The organism is Maribacter hydrothermalis, from assembly GCF_001913155.1.
GTDB lineage: Bacteria > Bacteroidota > Bacteroidia > Flavobacteriales > Flavobacteriaceae > Maribacter > Maribacter hydrothermalis.
Window position 1 is genome coordinate 3,355,080 of the sequence record NZ_CP018760.1, and the last position, 19,550, is coordinate 3,374,629.

The window sequence follows — 19,550 nt, forward strand, 5'->3', positions numbered from 1 at the left end:
GTTTTTTGGTGGTTGATGGTTGTGGTGTTATTCGTTGTAGCCGTATTTTTTATCCAACTTGTTCATGAGTTTTACATAAACAAAGATTAGTATAACAAATACGTAGATTGACCCTTGCTGTGCAAACCAAAAGCCTAGTTTAAAACCTCCTATTTTAATGGTATCCAAAGTTTCTTTGAATAGGATGCCTGCACCAAAGGAAACGATAAACCAAATAGCAAGTAAAATGAATAAGTACCTGACGTTTTCTTTCCAGTAGGCCGATGCTTTCTTTTGTTTATCTGACATTTCTATTTCTGTTTTAATGAAGTGAACTTCCTTTGGGTTGATCTAAAGAAACTTCACATATAATTACTGCTACACAGCGATTTACTTCCGCTTATTTAAATAATGATTATCGGGTAAATTAAGTAAAAAAGTTTAATTGGGTATGAACAATACTCCGCTAGAGGAGTCTTTTTTTGCTCCGGTCACAGATGAGAGTACATTTGTTAATTGCTCAACCCTTAAAACACCCATTAATGCAAATACTAGAGCTTCTTTAAATTCAATAATAATTTTATCAGGTACAACTACTTTTGTAGTGGTACCCAATTTTTGTTGTAAAGTTTCTATTAAAAATGAGTTCAATGCCCCGCCGCCAGTAATCAATAATCGTTGGTTTTTATGTATATAATTCAGCTGAATCTGCTGGGCGACCTTATCACAAATATGATGAATACTTGTATGTAATAGATTCTCAATGGTGTCTTCTGTACCTTCAACAATAGGAACTACTTCTTCTAAAAACCACTCGTAGCCAATGGATTTTGGATGCGGCAATAAATAATACTTTAGACTATTTAATTGGCCTAGCATTTCTATGTTTATACTACCTGAACGAGCAAGCTTACCATCTTCATCATATTCTAAATCAACTTTTCTAGTGATATAGTTAAGAATCATATTTGCTAAACCTATGTCATAAGCAATTCTTTTGTCTTTTACTTCAAAAGAAATATTGCTTATGCCGCCTAAATTCAAGCAAAATTCAAATTCATTAAAAAACATTCTGTCACCAATTGGTACTAAAGGAGCACCTTGTCCACCAAGTGCCAAGTCATTTGTTCTGAAATCGGCAATTACTTTAATACCGGTGGAATTTGCCAAATGTTGCGCTGAACCTACTTGAAAAGTAAGACCCATTTCTGGTCTATGATGCGTGGTATGTCCATGACTAGCAATGTAGTCAACCTCTAAATTGTTTTCATTTATAAATATTGAAGTTTGTTCCCCAAGCCATGTGCCATAGGTGTTATGTAATTCAATAAGCTTTTCTGCGGATAAACTAATTGCATTTTTTAGCGTATTCAGCATTTCTAATGAATACTTGACGCTTTTAGTTTCTTTGATATCAAAATGCCAAGTTCCTTTGTTTTCCCAAATATGACAGTAGGCTAAATCAAGGCCATCCAATGATGTGCCCGACATGAGACCGATTATTTTATATGTTTTCATTTGGATTCTTATTAATCAATGAATTAGTTTAATAATACTGGCAATTTTCCTTTTGCTTCAAGATTACCTAAAAAATGTTCTGTAGCCACATCTTGGAATTCTTTAAAATTTTGGTATGCAATCACCGTTGCGGTTGTTTGGTCTGTTTTGAAAAACTTCAATGCATACGGATTTCCAAAGTGATATAAAACAACGTTTTTTGTTGTAATCAGCTCGTTTATAAAGTCAATTTCTTCATCAAAAAATCCGAATTTGTTGGTCGGTTTTATTTGTGGCGGAGTCAACAGCAAAAGAATATCAGTTTCGTTTTTAACCTCCTTTTTCATCTCTACGATATTATCTAAAATAGCTTGTTTTGTTTGGTCTGTCACAAATCGTTTAATAGTTAATGTGCAGAAATTGGTTGTTGTAAATTCAGCAATTTTCGCAGCTGTACCATGATATAAAGTGAGCGATTGCTCTGCTATTTTTCTATTTAGAAAAGAAGGGTCGGTTAATTCTGTTTGCGAATTGTTTTCGGTAATTGCTTTTTCTTTTAACTGCCAAATTCGCTCTATGCTTTTATTGATTTGCGTTTCTGATGCATTTTTTAAAATGAATTGAATACCTTCTTTAATATGCTCTGCAAAACATAATACGTCGTTACCGGCATTAAAAGCAAGCCATTCTAATTCACCTTTAGTTGAATAATTTTTAGAAACCGCATGCATGTTTAAAGCATCGGAAATTACGACGCCATTAAAGCCCATATCATTTCGTAATACGCCAGTAATTATATCTTTATTAATGCTTGAAGGAAGATTTGAATTGGTCGTTAGTGCAGGAACAGATAAATGCCCTACCATAACCGAATCTACACCTTCGTCAATTAATTTTTGAAAAGGAAAAAGCTCATTTTCTACAAGTTCAGCTTTCGATTTATCTATAACGGGCAACCCCAAATGTGAATCCGTTTCTGTATCTCCGTGACCCGGAAAATGTTTTATGCTTGTAAGTACACCTTCACTTTGTATGCCTTTTACAAAAGCAGTCGCCATAGAAACTACATTATGCTTGTCATCACCAAAAGAACGATAGCCTATTACAGGATTATTCAGATTAACGTTTACATCTACCACAGGTGATAAGTTCCAGTGAATTCCCGCTGCTTTGCAATCTTTGGCAATCTGCTTGCCCACTTCAAACACTAAATCTTTATTTTCGGTATTTGCGCCTAAGGTTATTGCATAGGGATATTGCGGTGTGTTTTCAATGCGCATGGCCAATCCCCATTCTGCGTCTATTGAAATTAATAGGGGAAAGGTTGCTGCTTTTTGATATCTTTTGATGAGGTTTTTTAAAGTGTCAAAGCTATTTTCATTAACCACTATTTTCTTCTTGCCTTCAAAGTTTGTTGCCGCACTTGCTCTTGAATGAAAAAAACAGAGTCCGCCAACGTGGTGCTCAGAAATCAGTGTTTCCAATTGCTGAATTTCTTCTTCAGTATCGTTGATGAAAGCAGCAGGCATAAATAGCTGTCCTACTTTTTGGGTCAGCGATAGTTGTTTTAATGCTTGTGTTGTAGGTATTACTTTATTCATTGGGAACTGTTGTTTTTTTACCGAAATCTGCCGGATAAGAAATGAATTTTAATAGAAAAACAGCAGGTAAGGCAGCAATAACTACCCAGATAAAAAAGCCGTCGTAGCCCAACCATTGTTGCATATAACCGCTAATCATTCCTGGTAGCATCATACCCAATGCCATAAAACCTGTTGCAATTGCATAATGCGATGTTTTAGATTTCCCGTCGGCAATGTAAATGAGATACATTAAAAAGGCGGCAAAACCGAATCCGTATCCGAATTTCTCAAAAATTACTGTTGCCGTTACCGCATATATATTAGTCGTATTGGTTACTGCTAAAACAGCGTATAAAATGTTAGGGAGATTTAAAGAAAGCACCATTGGTAACATCCATTTTTTTAAACCGTCCCTGGAAATAAAAATCCCGCCTAGTATTCCTCCAATAGAAAGAAAAATTACGCCCGCTGTACCAAAAATGGTCCCTAGCTGCTCGGTCGAATAGCCAAGGCCGCCTTTATCAGGCGAATCTAATAGAAACGGTGAAGCCATTTTTACCAACTGAGATTCGCCTAACCGGTAAGTAAGTATAAAGGCTAAAGCAATACCTATTCCGGGTTTTTTAAAGAAGGTTGTAAATACTTCTAAAAAGCCTGCAGGCTTCTCTTTGTCTACTGTGTTTTCAGCTTCATATTTAGGGGTAACAAAGAAGTTGGCAACGGTCATTATCAACATTAAAAAGGCTGCTGCGGACATCGTTACACTCCAAGCTTTGGTATTATCGCCATATTTGTTTTCTAAAAATCCTGCTAATACAACAATCAATCCTTCACCTGTTACCATTGCAAGACGATAAAATGTACTTCGCATTCCTACGAAAAAAGATTGTTTCTTTTCTGTAAGTCCCAACATATAATACCCATCTGAAGCAATGTCATTGGTAGCAGATGCAAAAGCCGCCATCCAAAAACAGGCTAATGATGAAATAAAAAACATATTAGTTGGTAGTGAAAGCCCAACACCTAGTAGTGCAATGGCAATTAAGAGTTGCATTGCTAAAAACCATTTTCGTTTAGTGCTTTTAAGGTCTACAAAAGGGCTCCATAAGGGTTTTAAGACCCAAGGCAAATACAGAATACTGGTATAGAGACCAATATCTTCATTACTGACACCTAATTTTTTATACATGATAACCGATACGGTAACTACTAGAACATAGGGTAAACCTTGAGTAAAATATAAAACGGGAACCCAAGCCCATGCCCCTTTATCTTTTTGAATCATTTTTTATGAGTTGCTTTATATTTATTATTGTCGGTTCAGTTTCAACACCGTAAACGTCTATAAAACTAAGTGCTAAAAAAGAATCGGATACTTCGCTTCTAGGAATTAATAATCTGTTTGGATTACCATCTAAGAAAATTTTAAAAACTAATTTTTTAATTGGATATTCCTCTTTAGCTTTTCGTCCAGAACTATATAGTAACGCATAGCGCATGTTTTTGGTACTATCAATATGAAGAACGAAGTCTTTTTCATTTTGTTCTGTAATGGATAAATGTGGTGTATTATATACAGACTTATTTGATATTGAAAACGCAGGATTTAAAGCGGGTAGTTTGTAATACTTTTTATGGATGTATTCTACTACGTCGTCTTTATCGCTCATTAGAGATTTAGCACTAAACATTATATTTCCCGCTATTTGTGGTGTTTCGCGGGCAAGTTTTAATTGGTTGGGCAATTCTTTGAAATCTTCCCAGGCTTTGTCGGCATTGTTTCTAATTTTATAGGGGCCATTACCAATATAAAGTTTTGTGTTGAAATTATTGTTTGACCACCAATCCACAATTTTTCGGTGCGATGCCACTGGTAAATCCATACTCCAATATACCTGTGGCGCTAAGTAGTCTATCCAACCTTTTTCCATCCAAAGCAAAGGGTCTGCATATAAATCTTCATAAGTTGTTTGACCTGCTTTAGTGTCTGAACCTCTTGGGTCGGTACTGTTGTTTTTCCAAACTCCAAACGGACTTATACCTAATTGTACCCATGGTTTAATGGAGTTTATGGTTTCATGAGATTGTTTTACAAGCGAATCAATATTACTTCTTCGCCAATCATCAATATGCTGACCTTTTTGAGCATAGGTTTCAAAAGCAAGGGAATCGTTAAAAACGGCATCTTTAATTTTATACGGATAAAAATAATCATCAAAATGAATTGCATCTATATCGTAATTAGACACCAATTCGGCAATAATATTTGCAAAATGTGCTCTAACTTCCGGTAGCCCAGGATTGTAATAGTTTTTTGTGCCATAATGAACCATCCATTCTGGGTGCGTGCAATAGTCATGTGTTTCAGAGAGCACCTCAAAATTTTCATCGAACGTTGCTCTATAGGGATTTAACCATGCATGAAATTCCATGCCACGTTCATGAGCTTCTAAAATCATCCAATCCAGAACGTTAGTATTCCATTTTGGAGCTTTACCTTCTTCTCCGGTTAAAAAGCGGGAATATGGGGCGTATTTAGATTCGTAAAAAGCATCTCCGGCAGCACGAACTTGAACAATAACAGCATTGTAATTTTCTTTCTGATAAAAATCAAGAATTTTCAAATAATCTGCTTTCTGTTTTTCTGAAGTATCATTACCATTCTTTGGCCAATCTATATTTACGACGGTAGCAATCCAAACCCCTCTAAATTCTGTTTTTGGATGTTTTTCATAAGATTTAAAAACTCCGCAAGAATTGAGTAGTACAAGTAATAATGTTAGTAGCGTATATTGTTTCGACATAAATTTAAAAAAGGCCTATTTTAATACTAAAATAGGCCTTTTTAATCAAGTTTAGTTGTTAGTTGAATTTATGCCTTACAAATGCCTCTATAGCGGCATATGACGATAAGCCTAAGGCTTTGAATTTATTAGCGGTGCTTCTATTTCTTTCTTCGGCACGCATCCAGAATTCTCTAGAATCATCTCCTTGAAACATTACACCATCTTTTTGAGATTGGTGAAAGAAAATTGCATTTCGTTTTTTCAATACTTGTCCGGGACTCATTGGAACAGACATTTCAATTTCGTTTATGTCCCACTCGTGCCAAGCACCTCTATATAACCATAACCAGCAATCTTTCATGAACGATTCAGATTTTAGCTCTTCACAAGCGGCAAAAACGGCATCAAGACAAACTTTATGTGTGCCATGGGGGTCGGCTAAATCGCCTGCAGCATAAATTTGATGAGGTTTAATTTTTTTAATAATATCGACAACTAAGGCAATGTCGTCATTAGATAAATTTTTCTTTTTTATAGTTCCTGTTTCATAAAAAGGCAAATCTAAAAAATGTACGTTTTTGTCCTGTAATCCCATATACCTTGTAGCTGCATAAGATTCTCCACGTCTTATTTTGCCTTTAAGATTTCTTACTTCTGGCGAATCAATTCGGGTGTCATTCTTATCGGCAATTGATTTTATTATTTTTTCAGCCTCTTTTGAAGGATTTATGTGCATTGCAATTTCCGCATATTTTCTAGCATCGGTATCTGATACTGCAATATTACCGGACGTCTGGTACACTACATGAACTTCATGCCCTTGCTCCACTAATCTATCAAAAGTGCCTCCCATTGAAATTACATCATCGTCTGGGTGAGGGCTAAAAATAATAACTCGCTTTTTAGCTGGTGTAGCCCGTTCTGGTCTGTACGTGTCATCAGCATTTGGCTTACCGCCGGGCCATCCGGTTATGGTATGTTGCAATTTGTTAAACATTTTTATGTTTAGGTCATATGCTTCTTCAGACGCTAAAAGGTCCGCCATTCCGTTGTCATTATAATCTTTATCGGTTAAGCTTAAAATAGTTTTACCCGTATTTTCACATAGCCATATTATGGCTTTTGCACGTAATTCCTCTGTCCAAACACACGAGTCAACCAGCCAAGGCGTTTTATTTTTTGTTAGTTCTGAACCTGCACCGGTATCTAAGACAAAAGTACAATTGTCATGTTCCTGTAAGTATGTTGCCGGTACGTGTGAAGAAATTTCGCCCTCGATAGTTTTTTTTATGATATCTGCTTTATTTTGTCCCCAACCTAATAAAACAATACGTTTTGCTTTCCTAACAGTAGAAATTCCCATGGTAATCGCTTTTCTAGGAACATTGTCAATTCCTAAAAAAGATGGGCCAGCATCTACTCTTGTTATATGATCTAGAGTTATAACCCTTGTTCCAGAATTAAAATGGGAGCCTGGTTCATTGAAACCAACATGTCCCGTTCTACCTATGCCCAAAAGTTGAAAATCCAGTCCACCATTTTCTTTTATTTTTTGTTCATAACTTAAACAATATGCCGTAGTTTCTTCATTACTAACTGTGCCATCGGGTATATGAATATTCTTTTCGGGTATATCCACATGATTAAAAAGATGTTCGTGCATGAAGTAAAAATAACTTTGAATGTTATTTGGCTCCATTGGTAAGTATTCATCTAAATTAAAAGTTACCACATTTTTAAAGCTTAAACCTTCTTCTTTATGTAAACGAACTAATTCTTCGTAAACTCGAATTGGTGATGAGCCTGTTGCTAAACCTAATACACAATTTCTTTTTTGTCCTTGTCTCTTTTTAATCAATGCTGCAATTTCGTGTGCAACTTGAATAGATGCTTCGTTGGAATCTTGAAAGATTACATTGTGAATTTTTTCAAATCGTGTTTCCTCGAACTGTCCAATGGGTTGGTGACTAATGTCGATTTTGGAGTCTTTTACGGCGTTTTTCATAAGAATATGGTGAAATTTTGGATTTTTAAATCATGCAAATATATGCGTTATTTTGATTAAATGCAGTTTTTTGCATTAAATTTTGCAGTTTTTTGCTGTTAATTAATGCTTAAATTATATTTACTTTGTATTAACGTCATAAAACAGCAACTGATTAAAATTACTATCTTTGCCCTATATTATAAAATTAAAGTTGCTTTTAAATGCTAAAAGAAGAACGTCATCAAACCATTTTAAACGAGGTAGATCTTCATAATAGGATTCTAATTACAGATATTGCTGAGGCTTTGGATGTATCAATAGATACTATAAGAAGAGATGTAAAAGAGCTTGATGCTGAAAATAAATTAAGGAAGGTTCATGGCGGTGCTATTTCTATGGGTTATATGACTAATAGTACTAGAAATACCAATATTTATAAATTGGAAGATAAGGCTGCCATTGCAGCTAAGGCGGTGACTATGTTAAGGGATGGTGCCGTAATATTTTTAGATGGAGGTACTACTTGTATGGAACTTGCAAGAATTATTCCTGAAAATTTAAATCTATCCTGTTTTACAATTAGCTTGCCTGTTGCTATGGAACTGTCTCATAAGGCAAATATTAACGTCATTTCTATTGGCGGACAAATATCTAAAGAAGCACAAATAGCCATTGGTGCCAATGCAATACATCATTTATCGGAAATACGTTTCGATTATAGTTTTATTGGAACAGGTTATGTAGATGCGTTATATGGTCTTACTGAGTTTGATTGGGATATTGTTCAGGTTAAAAAAGCTGTTATTAAAGCTTCTAAGAAAACCGTTTTACTTTCCATTTCAGAAAAATTAAACTCACAACACAGGTATAAAACTTGTGATATAAATTCTATAAATACCATGATTACCGAATTAAAACCAGATGACACATTACTGAAGCCTTTTAAGAACCACGATGTAAAAATTTTATAATAGTATGAATTATCGAAAAATTACGGAAACGCCGTCGAATCATGACAATTTAGAATTGATGGATACCCAAACCATTCTGCAGAAAATGAATGAAGAGGATAAAAAAGTTGCCTCAGCTGTAGAAAAAACAATACCACAAGTAACCAAGTTGGTTGACGCTTTAGCTGAACGCTTTAATAAAGGTGGGCGTTTGTTTTATATTGGTGCGGGTACTAGTGGACGATTAGGGATTTTAGATGCTTCTGAAATACCACCAACCTTTGGGATGCCTCATGAACGTGTTATTGGCTTAATAGCGGGTGGGGACTCCGCAATTAGAAAAGCCGTTGAAAATGCCGAAGATGCTACCAAACAAGCTTGGTTAGATTTAAAAAAGCATAATATCAATAATATTGACGTAGTGGTGGGTATAGCGGCGTCCGGTAGTACCCCTTATGTAATTGGCGGATTGGAAGAGGCTAAGAAAAACGGAATCCTTACTGCGGCAATCACAAATAATCCTGGAGCACCTATTGCGAGAATAGCAGATATTCCGATTGAGATAAACGTAGGACCAGAGTTTCTTACTGGAAGTACACGTATGAAAAGTGGTACCTCACAAAAGCTAGTCTTGAATATGATTTCTACGGCCTTAATGATAAAAATAGGCAGGGTAAAAGGGAATAAGATGGTACATATGCAAATGAGTAATGATAAGCTAGTTGACCGTGGAACCCGTTACATAATGGAAGGATTAGATATTGCATATGATGAAGCAGAAGCCTTGTTAAGAAAACATGGTTCCGTTAAGCTGGCGCTAGACGCGGGTAAGAATTAATTTTACAGCTATTTTTAAAACCGCATTAGTATTTAGAAATAGAATAATGCGGTTTTTTTGTTATTTATTTTGTGGAATAAGTTTGTAAATTCCTTTGCCTTCAACGGCTACGTAAATTAAATTATCTGGCCCTTCTTTTACAGCTCGTACTCTTCCTAAACCATCCATTAACTTTTCACGGGAAATAACTTTTGTTCCGTCTAAAACCAACCGTTCTAAATATTGAAATGCTAATGAGCCTACTAACAGACTTCCTTTCCAGTTCTGATACTTATCTGAAGTTACATAGGCCATTCCGCTCGGTGCTATGGATGGAACCCAATAATAAATAGGTTGTTCCATACCTTTCATTTCTGTTTTATCGGTAATAGGTGTGCCGCCATAGTTTATTCCGTAAGTAACCAACGGCCATCCATAGTTTGCACCCTTTTTTATTATATTAATTTCATCACCTCCTCTTGGGCCATGCTCATTATCCCATATTTCACCCGTTTTTGGGTGCTTTATCAACCCTTGCGGATTTCTGTGTCCGTAGCTATAGATTGCAGTCTTGGCTCCTTTAATATCAACAAAAGGGTTATCAGCAGGAATACGCCCATCATCATGTAAACGATATATTTTACCTCCATCCCTTTTTATATCTTGTGGGTTTATATCTCTATCCCCACGTTCACCTATAGAAAAATATAAAAATCCATTATTATCAAAAGCAATTCTAGAACCAAAATGTTGTCCTTTTGTGGTATTTGGTACCGCTTTATATAGTACTTCGACATTTGTAAGCGAATTGTTATTCAATTTTGCTCTTATTAAAGCCGTATGACCTCCTTTTTCATTTCCATCAGTAGAGGCATAGGTTAGGTAAATCCATCCATTTTTTTCATAATTAGGATGTAGTTCTATATCCAAAAGTCCACCCTGACCTCTGTTATAAACTTCAGGAATATTACCGATAAACGTCTTTTTTCCATTAGCAAAATGAATTAATTTTCCTTCTTTTTCAGTGATTAAAATACTTTTATCCGGAAGGAATGTAAACCCCCATGGAACCTGTAGCTCATCGATGAACAGCTCTGCCTTGAAAACGTTTTTAGTTGGGGTAGTTACTTTGTTTTCAGGGTTTTGTGCGCATGATGAATTGAGCATTACAACGAATAAAAGATTTAAAATGATACTATTTTTCATATTACAACGTTAGAAATATATTAAAGAACTTTTGACTTTTTAAAGATAAAATATAAGTATAAAAAATTACACCAAAGAACCATAAAGATCCCAAATCGAAATTGTTCTTAAAACGAATCTTAACCTATGCTCCCAAAACAACAGCGGTATACGCTGTATGTACTACTTCTGATTGTTATTTCAGTAATTGGTACTACGGCACTAGCCAACTCTAAGGTAAGTACCTTTTTCGAGGAAGTGACACATGTTATTGAAAAGACTGTTTCTGTCACTGTAGATAAACAATCCATTTTACAGAATAATAAAAACATTGCACCTTTGTCTACTATGGCTTCAACAGCCATGTTCACTACAATTATTGAAGGAGCTGATGATGTCGAGAATTGTAATGACAACGGATTTACAATTGCGAGATTTAATCTTTGCGGTGATTATGATGATCGTATTATAAGTTTATCTGGTGGTACATACAGTTCAGTTTCATGGCAAGTATTGGGAGGTTCTTGCTCACCTAATGTTAATATAGAATGCCCAAATACAGGTTCTTGTTATACAGAAGTACATGACGGACAAACTTTTACGTTAGATGCGAGTTCGGTTCCAGCAACAACTGGAGCAGAATACAGAGTTATTGCTGATGGACAAACGTATTATTTTAAAGTAAAGAAGAGTACTATTACCCAAACGTATGTTAAACAAGACTATATATGTGGTGTTGAAGGTAGAATTCAAATAACAAATTTATCCAGTGCATATGAGTTTAGTATTGATGGCGGAACTACTTGGCAAGGGGCAATATTTTCAAATTTAGCGCCTGGTACTTACAATATTAAGGCTAGATTAAGAAATACGGCTAACACCTGCGAGTATCCCTATGAACCTATAGTAATTGAAGAGAAAGAGATAGAAATTTCGGCTACTTTTACCGATGCCCTGTGTAGTGGAGATACTGGTAGTATAACTGTTACCGCTTCTAATGTACCCGGTCCTTATAAATATACGTTATTAAATTCAAGTGGCGTTGCGCAAGAATTTACTGCGTTTATAGCCACCAATCCTTACACTTTTTCTGCGGTTGGTTTTGGTACTTATACCGTACAGGTAGAAACACAACAATGTACAGGTGATCCATTGAACGGTATTAATCCTCCTAGACAAAATGTAGATACAAGCGGAAACCCTTTAACTATTGGTGCAGGGGCATCTGCCCTAGATGCTTCAACAGAAGTAAATAGTAGTTTTGGTTGTTCAAATATTTCTAGTGTTGATATAACGCTAAATACAACTGGTGGTTCTGCACCTTATTCTTTTACTGTTAATGGCGGACCAGTACAACCTTCATTTGGTAATGCGGCTACAGATTCGGGAACAACCACATATACCGTAACTTCTGCCGGAACGTACGATTTTGTTATTACCGATAGTAATGGTTGTATAATAAATGCTTCTTCTGACGTTGAAACACTATTGCCTCCAGATATTACTGTTTCTGGTATTGATGGTACCTGTAGTAATGGTGGTGCACAATTAGAGTTTACCATAAATAATGGTAGAGGTTACAATATATCATTTAGAGAAAGTGCTTCTGATGCATGGGTAAGTACACCACAAATTTCGGTGGCTGCTGGCACTTATAACGATATAGAAGTAAGATATCAACAAGGCGGATTTGAGTGTACATTGGATTTACCTTCGGTAACTGTTAATACAGTTGGTTCATTGTCAGGTGCAGCAAATAAGGTTGCCGATGTAACATGCACGGGCATTGGTACTAATGGAGGGCAAATAGATTTTGTTGGTCCATTTTCTGGTGGTTCTGGAAGTGGATATGTTTTTAGTATTGATGGTGTAAATTTTTCTGCTACAATTTCATATACTAATTTGGCCGCGGGTAATTATACACCCATTATACGCGATGCAGGTGGATGTCGCCTGGAACTTACTCCTATTGAAATATTAGATATTGACCCACCAACAAATTTAGATTTTTCTCAAAGTAATATTAGTTGTGCTGCAGGTACTTCTGATGTACAATTGACCCCTACGAGTAATGCAGCTATAAATAGATATGAAATAGTAAGTCCTGCTTATTTCGATAACGGAAATAATGATACGTTTACGGGATTATTGACTTCACAAGCTTATATTTTTCAAATTACCGATGTTAATGGTTGTACATATACCGAAGGATTTAGACCTGTGGAAATAAGTTCTATCCGTGTTCGTGTAAAATCTGGTGGCGATTTACGGGTTTGTAATGGTGCTACTGATGGTACAGGTACTTTTATTATTGATGGATTTGCAAATAATTACAGCTATGATATTAATGGGGGATTATTTTCTGGAGGACCACAAAACGATAACGAAATAGTTTTACCATTATCTGGATCTGGTACATATACGATTACCGTAACCGATGCGGATACAGGATGTACAGATAGTACTTCTTTTGATATTGAAGAAGCTCCAGTATTGGATTTGTCAACTAGCGTTGTTACGCCAATGAGCTGTGCCAATGGAAATTTAGGAGCGGTTAGAGCTAATGCAACCGGTGGTTGGGGTGCTTTTAGATATACGTTAACACCACCCACAGGACCACAAATTGGACCAAAATCCGGAAGAACATTTAGTAACCTTTCTGCAGTTGGTACGTACACTTTATTGGTTGAAGATGCTGAAGGTTGTACTGATACGTTTACGTTCGATTTAAACCCAATTGATGCACCTAGTATTTCTTTAGATGGTGCGGCTTCGGATTTATGTTATGTTGCAGGAGTTGGAGCTACTGTGGCAGTTACTTCAAGTGCTGGGACAGCTGCTTTAGGCACACATCAATACAGAATAAACGGAGGTACTTTACAGGCCAGTGCAACATTTGCAGGACTTTCTCCTGGTAACTATACTATTGAGGTAGTGGATGGGAATGATTGTTCGGATAGCCTACCTATTACTATAGCGCCTCAATTAAGGGTAAATACAAGCATAGTTACAGAAATACCTTGTGGTGGAGCTCCTGGTAGAATTGGTGTAAGTGTTACTGGTGGTTATACCACAGGACCAGGTGCAAAACAATATGAAGTGAGTTCAGATGGTGGAGCAACTTTTGGAACTGCTGTCCCGCTTACTTCTGATAGTTTCTTCTATGATACTTCTGTTCCCGGTGATTATGTTTTTAGAATTACTGATAATAATACTACGAGTAGTGGTTGTGTAGCAAACTCTGTTGCCATTACTTTAAATCCGCCCCAAAATATTGCCGCGGCTTCTTATGTAGCAAGACCGGTAAGTTGTAGTTCAACCAATAATGGAGCGGTAACGATTATTCCAGATGCTACTAGTGGTGTACCACCTTATGAAGTTAATTTTAATGGAAATGGATGGGGTACTCAAACTGTATTTTCAAATTTAACAGTAGGCACTTACTCATATATAGTAAGAGATGCTAGAGGTTGTGAAACGGTACTAGATACTTTTGATATTATTCTAGATACTACCGCTCCTCCTGCTACAACTGTTTCAGAAGTACAGGCCGTTTGTGGAGGTAGTGGACCTGTAAGTGGTGGTATATCTGTGAATAGTGTTACTGATGGTACACCTAATTTCGACTTTATCATTGAGGATAATACTGGAGTAGAAATTACTAGAAGAGAAAATGTTGCACCATCAGCTTTACCTTTACAGATACTAGATTCAAATTTAGTTACAGGTGATTATACAATTATAACTATTGATGCAAACGGCTGTACAGATATTGATACGGTAACAATTACATCAAACGAAGTTGTAATTACACCAATTCCGCCACCAGCTCCATTAGATTGTGATGATACTGCTTTTACCTATGCAGTAAGTGTAAGTGGAGGTTCTGGTTCATATCAAATTAGATTAATTGACCAACCTAGTTTTTACAATTTAAATGATACTCCTGCAATTAATGATCATACCTTTAGTAATGCTACAGACGGAATTCAATATGGTGTGGCATATACCGTTGTTGTTTTAGATGTAGTTACGAATTGTACCTATGAACAAGAGATTCCGCCATTAAATGGACCATCCACTTTAGATGTTTCTGCAACTTCAACACCTGGGGCTTGTGATATTAATAGAAACGGAGAAATAGCTTATGAAATAAATGGTTATACCATTGGTGATAATTTAAGAATTGAATTGATTGATAATGAAGATGGTTCAAGAATTATACTTCAGAATTCCGTAACTACTACGGGTTTACCTTATGTTGATACTTATCCTGAATTACCAGGAAATTATCAAATATTAGTTACGAATTTAACTGATACCTGTACTGCTGCGGATGCGGTAATTGTAGAACAAAATTTACCGAACATAGATATATTAGCTGAGGTGCCTGCCAATTGTAATGCCTTTGGCCAAATAACTGTGCAAGGTCGTGGGGGGTCAGGTGGTCCTTATGAATTTGCGTTTATGGACAATGGTGTTGTACCTAATTATCCGACTGATTATACTACTGAAACTACATTTACGGCTCCTGAAGGGGATTATGATATCTATGTAAGAGATATTAATGGTTGTACATCTTTTGATATTGCAACAATTATTCTCCTACAACCAGATTTGCCACTTCCTGCATTTACAGTAATCAATCAATGCGACCCTACGTCAACAGCATTTGATATTACGGTAAGAGTGCCAAGTTCTGTAAACACACCAAGATTTACCTTAGGTGGTGATGAACAGTTGCCAACCATTGTTGGTGCAAACTGGGAGTACACTTATACTGTTGGAAGTCCTGGAGATTATGTAGTAGATGTAATAGATGCAAATGGTTGTACTAGTCAAAACATAGCAACGGTTTATGATTTTTTATCGGCGACAGGTGATTTTACTACGGAAAGTACTTGTAACGATGCTGATGGAGAAATAACTATTTTGACCAATGGTGGAAGTGGAGATTTTAGTTATGAATTGACCGGGACAGATTTTAACGCTATTGCAGTGGGACCAATAACTCAAATAAATAACCCATTGTTTACAGGTTTAGCCCCAGGTAATTATGAAGTGTTAATTACGGATCGGATTGTAAACGATGGTTCAGGTTATTGTGAAACAACGGTTTCTAATATTATTTTAAATCAGGCCGCACAACCTGTAATTATTTCAGAAGAAGCCATAGATATTAGTTGTAGAGATGAGAATGATGGCTCTTTAGAAGTTGTTATTGGCCCGGCAAATGCATTAGTGCCTTTTACTTCACAAGATACACCTATTACCTATATTTTGAACGATGTAACGTCATCTACTGTTGAAGTAACAAGAAATACAACAGGTGCGTTTTCTGGATTGCCTGCTGGTGATTACCAAGTTCAGGTAATAACTGCTCGTAACTGTGAAGTGTTATCTGCAGTACATACTATAGAAAACCCCTTAGATTTTAGCATTACTGCTAGTGCGCCAGATTTTGCTTGTGAACCCGGAGCAAATCGATATAGTTCTACTATAATAACGGTTAATATAGTTAACCCTGGAACGATAGGTTCAGGTTATCAATATAGTATCAGCGGTTATGAGAATTATCAAACGGGTAATACGTTTGAAATAATTGATAATGGTTCTACTCAAGACATTACGGTTTATGCAATAGATGGTAACGGATGTCAAACAACCTTTGATGTTCCTACTATTAATCCTCCAACAGATGTTATTCCGACAATTACACAAATTGATATTTTGAATTGTAGAGATGATGAACGTGTGCGTATAGAAGTGTTAGGAACTACTGATTTTACGGTAAATACGATTTCAGTAATTCCTGTGGCGCCAGTGACTAATTTGTCGGGTAATAATTATGTAGATGTTTACCTTTCGGATGTAGGTGATTATTTATTTGAAATAACGGATAATACAGTTGGTTGTACTTACCCAATGCCAGTACATACGGTTAGTACGCCGGTAGCACCTACGGTTTTAATTAGTGAAGCAAAACCGGTTAGTTGTGCCGTGCCAGGAAATGATGGGGCATTATTCATAACTGTAGGTAATTATAGTGGTGAATTTAATTACATTGTTTATGAAGCAACCGATGTTGCTAGAACCACTCCTTTGGCCACTGGTACTTTTAATACTGCAGCCTATCCGGATGTTAATGGCGATGAGGCAAGAATTGATAATTTACCTGGTGGAAATATGATAGTAGATGTAGTTTCTACAAATATTCCATTTTGTTCAGGTGTCAGTAATGTTGCTAATATTAGAACTCCTAATGGTCCACTTCAAGTAAGTGCCGATTCTATTGGAAATGTTAGCTGTACAAATGATACTGGAGAAATAGTTGCAACTGGTACTGGTGGTTGGGATACAAATCCCTACGATTACAGATTATTAATGAGTACGGATGGTGGTACTAGCTATACGGCTGAAATAGTAGGATTCACTAGTAGTAATGAATTTACAGGCCTTTCTTTTGGTTTCTATTCGGTAGAAGTTAGAGATATTGAAGGCTGTACTAATACTTATGAAATTGAATTAGAAGAAGTACCTCAAATAGTGGCGGGTATAAGAGAACCACAAGGTTTAGATTGCCCTAATGGAAATAACGCTGTCCTAGAGGCTTACGATATCACTTCTGGAAATGCTTTAACGGCAACGGCCGGGGCAAGTGGTGGTTTTGCGGGTGCAGGCTATAATTATACCTTATTATATTTGAATAGTAGTGATAATACAGATGTAGTTTCCGAAAGTGGATTACAAAATACACCGACGTTTATTGGAGATAGTGGTGGGTATATTAGTGCAGGTTGGTATGCAATAGAAGTTTCATCTAGTTTTGGCTGTTCCTTTGTAACGGAAGCATACTTTGTAGATCCACCACCACCAATTCAACCGCTTTTAGTCCAAACTAGAGTTCCTGGTTGTGGGGGAGATGGTGAAATGAGAATGACAGTTGAAAACCCTGACCCGTTATTCACGTATGAATATCTACGAGTAGAAAATGGTATAACAATTGGTATTTATGAACCAATGGTTGGTAATTCAGTTACTATTTCTGGTATTGAAGGTATTACTTATCAGTTTGATGTAAGAAAGGTTAATGCCTCCGGTGCTTGTCCGGCAATACGTTCAAATGGTATTACAATGACAAATGCTACAGGGATTACCTTATTGCCAAATTTACCCGATGATATTTCTTGTGCTTCTGAATTGGATGGTAGAATAGAGTCCTTTGTAAATGGTGGAGTAGGTGAAGATTTGTTTTATTTATATGAAGGCGACCCAGTTGACGCGTTTAATCCTGTTGCAACCGCAACAGTTATTAGGGGTCCTCAGGATAACGGTACTTTTGAAGGACTATCAGAAGGAACAGCTTATTATATAGCGGTTACCAGTGGAACAACATGTATGGATATTGCCGGTCCGTTTGAAATCATAAGACCCGACCCTATTATTTTTGATGCAACATCAACAAACGTTACATGTAATGGTGAAGAAGATGGTACAATAACCGTTTCTGTAAGTGCAGGTGGAGAAGGATTAATTCAATTTGCAATTGCTCCCAACTTTAATGAGTTCTTTAGCGATTCAGATAATCCTGGCACCTATACTTTCGAAGAACTGGCGGCTGGTACTTATGAGATTTTAATAAAAGATGATAACGGTTGTTTCGAGAAAGATTTTATTACTGTGGAAGAACCAGATGAAATTCAAGTAGTTAATATTAGAACTACACCAGAGTTGTGTATTGGCGCAAATAATGGTACAGTAGTTTTTGATATTTTAGGAGGAACCCCATTTGAAGATGCTCTTATAAGTACAAATCCATATTTTGAATATAAGATTGAAATGATTGATCCTGTTGATGAAACGGGAACGGCGAGTTTTGCACCTTACACGGGAGATATTATTGAAAATTTACAAGGTGGCGCATCTTATGTTATATATATTCAAGATGTGAATATGTGTACAACCTCTGAACTTTTCACTATTGATATTGGAGTTGATTTAACTGCTGTACCACAAGTTGAGTATGGTTGTGACGGCATATTTCCGACAAGTACAACTACTATTGTTTTAGATAACAGTAGTATATCATCTGACCTTTTGTTTGCCCTTGATCCTATAGATCCAACCGATGCAATTACGGCAAATGCGACAGAAGAATATATTTGGGGAGATCTGCCTGTTGGAGACCATACAGTGTATATTTATCACGAAAATGGTTGTACAAATAGTGTTCAGTTTATTATTGATGGATATGAACCATTAAGTCTTGCGGTAGATAAAACTGGACCTAATGAAGTGGTTGCAACAGCTGCAGGAGGTTATGGTGCGTATGAATTTTACTTTAACGGTGACTCATATGGAGCAGAAACAACTTTTACAACTAACCAAAGTGGTAACGTGAACGTTAGGGTTGTAGATGCCAGAGGGTGTGTGTTGGAACTTAATGTGCCTTTTGAGTTCACAGGAATGTTAGAATTTCCAAATTTCTTTACTCCTGATGGAGATAACTTAAATGATATTTGGTCTCCTACTAATAGAGGTCTTTTTGATGGTGTCGAGGTTAAAATATATGATCGTTATGGTAGAGTAGTGGCTAATTTAGATGAGGTTAGCGGTTGGGATGGTACTTATGAAGGTAAGGAAGTGCCAACTGGAGATTACTGGTACGTAGTTAATGCTAATAGTAATGCAATTAGATACGTTGGTCATTTTACATTGTACAGATAAATAAAAAAAGAAATATAGATTCTAAAAAGAGATACAAAT

10 protein-coding genes are annotated in these 19,550 nt (G+C 36.3%); 3 read left to right on the plus strand and 7 right to left on the minus strand.

Annotated elements, in window-relative coordinates; translation table 11 throughout:
* Positions 1-27 precede the first annotated feature (27 nt).
* The 6 genes from BTR34_RS14570 to nagB form a co-directional block, all read right to left on the minus strand.
* Positions 28-288: a DUF4212 domain-containing protein gene (locus BTR34_RS14570; protein WP_068482585.1), complete on the minus strand. Its 261-nt coding sequence runs from the start codon at positions 286-288 to the stop codon at positions 28-30.
* Between the two features lie 132 nt (positions 289-420).
* Positions 421-1,497, minus strand: a complete 1,077-nt coding sequence (locus BTR34_RS14575) for an anhydro-N-acetylmuramic acid kinase (protein ID WP_068482582.1) — start codon at positions 1,495-1,497, stop codon at positions 421-423.
* A 23-nt stretch (positions 1,498-1,520) separates the two neighbouring features.
* Positions 1,521-3,077 carry a glycoside hydrolase family 3 protein gene (locus BTR34_RS14580; RefSeq protein WP_068482579.1) on the minus strand — a complete coding sequence of 519 codons (1,557 nt, stop codon included), beginning with the start codon at positions 3,075-3,077 and terminating at the stop codon, positions 1,521-1,523.
* The gene (locus BTR34_RS14585; protein ID WP_068482576.1) at positions 3,070-4,344 is read right to left on the minus strand and encodes an MFS transporter; all 1,275 of its coding nucleotides are present in this window, start codon (positions 4,342-4,344) and stop codon (positions 3,070-3,072) included. Before BTR34_RS14585 ends, BTR34_RS14580 begins: the two co-directional genes overlap by 8 nt.
* Positions 4,328-5,863, minus strand: a complete 1,536-nt coding sequence (locus tag BTR34_RS14590) for a glycoside hydrolase family 10 protein (RefSeq protein ID WP_068482573.1) — start codon at positions 5,861-5,863, stop codon at positions 4,328-4,330. The genes BTR34_RS14585 and BTR34_RS14590 overlap by 17 nt, the downstream gene beginning before the upstream one ends.
* 58 nt (positions 5,864-5,921) lie before the next feature.
* A complete protein-coding gene (gene nagB, locus BTR34_RS14595) occupies positions 5,922-7,850 on the minus strand; it encodes a glucosamine-6-phosphate deaminase (RefSeq protein WP_068482572.1) in 1,929 nt (642 codons plus the stop codon).
* 203 nt (positions 7,851-8,053) lie between these two features.
* On the opposite strand from nagB, the gene BTR34_RS14600 reads away from it, so the two are divergent.
* Complete coding sequence (locus BTR34_RS14600) at positions 8,054-8,803, plus strand: DeoR/GlpR family DNA-binding transcription regulator (RefSeq protein ID WP_068482569.1); 750 nt, start codon at positions 8,054-8,056, stop codon at positions 8,801-8,803.
* 4 nt (positions 8,804-8,807) lie between these two features.
* Complete coding sequence (gene murQ / locus BTR34_RS14605; RefSeq protein WP_068482566.1) at positions 8,808-9,620, plus strand: N-acetylmuramic acid 6-phosphate etherase; 813 nt, start codon at positions 8,808-8,810, stop codon at positions 9,618-9,620.
* Positions 9,621-9,680: 60 nt separating this feature from the next.
* On the opposite strand, the gene BTR34_RS14610 is transcribed toward murQ, so the two are convergent.
* Complete coding sequence (locus tag BTR34_RS14610) at positions 9,681-10,805, minus strand: PQQ-dependent sugar dehydrogenase (RefSeq protein WP_068482563.1); 1,125 nt, start codon at positions 10,803-10,805, stop codon at positions 9,681-9,683.
* A 126-nt stretch (positions 10,806-10,931) separates the two neighbouring features.
* Between BTR34_RS14610 and BTR34_RS14615 the strand changes: the two genes are divergently transcribed.
* Entirely contained in the window at positions 10,932-19,511 is an 8,580-nt protein-coding gene (locus BTR34_RS14615) for a T9SS type B sorting domain-containing protein (RefSeq protein ID WP_068482560.1), read from the plus strand.
* Positions 19,512-19,550 lie beyond the last annotated feature (39 nt).

Bases quoted from the DNA above. Each gene is read 5' to 3' on its own strand.
- BTR34_RS14570 (WP_068482585.1), bottom strand. From the start codon at position 288: ATGTCAGATAAACAAAAGAAAGCATCGGCCTACTGGAAAGAAAACGTC.
- BTR34_RS14575 (WP_068482582.1), bottom strand. From the start codon at position 1,497: ATGAAAACATATAAAATAATCGGTCTCATGTCGGGCACATCATTGGAT.
- BTR34_RS14580 (WP_068482579.1), bottom strand. From the start codon at position 3,077: ATGAATAAAGTAATACCTACAACACAAGCATTAAAACAACTATCGCTG.
- BTR34_RS14585 (WP_068482576.1), bottom strand. From the start codon at position 4,344: ATGATTCAAAAAGATAAAGGGGCATGGGCTTGGGTTCCCGTTTTATAT.
- BTR34_RS14590 (WP_068482573.1), bottom strand. From the start codon at position 5,863: ATGTCGAAACAATATACGCTACTAACATTATTACTTGTACTACTCAAT.
- nagB (WP_068482572.1), bottom strand. From the start codon at position 7,850: ATGAAAAACGCCGTAAAAGACTCCAAAATCGACATTAGTCACCAACCC.
- BTR34_RS14600 (WP_068482569.1), top strand. From the start codon at position 8,054: ATGCTAAAAGAAGAACGTCATCAAACCATTTTAAACGAGGTAGATCTT.
- murQ (WP_068482566.1), top strand. From the start codon at position 8,808: ATGAATTATCGAAAAATTACGGAAACGCCGTCGAATCATGACAATTTA.
- BTR34_RS14610 (WP_068482563.1), bottom strand. From the start codon at position 10,805: ATGAAAAATAGTATCATTTTAAATCTTTTATTCGTTGTAATGCTCAAT.
- BTR34_RS14615 (WP_068482560.1), top strand. From the start codon at position 10,932: ATGCTCCCAAAACAACAGCGGTATACGCTGTATGTACTACTTCTGATT.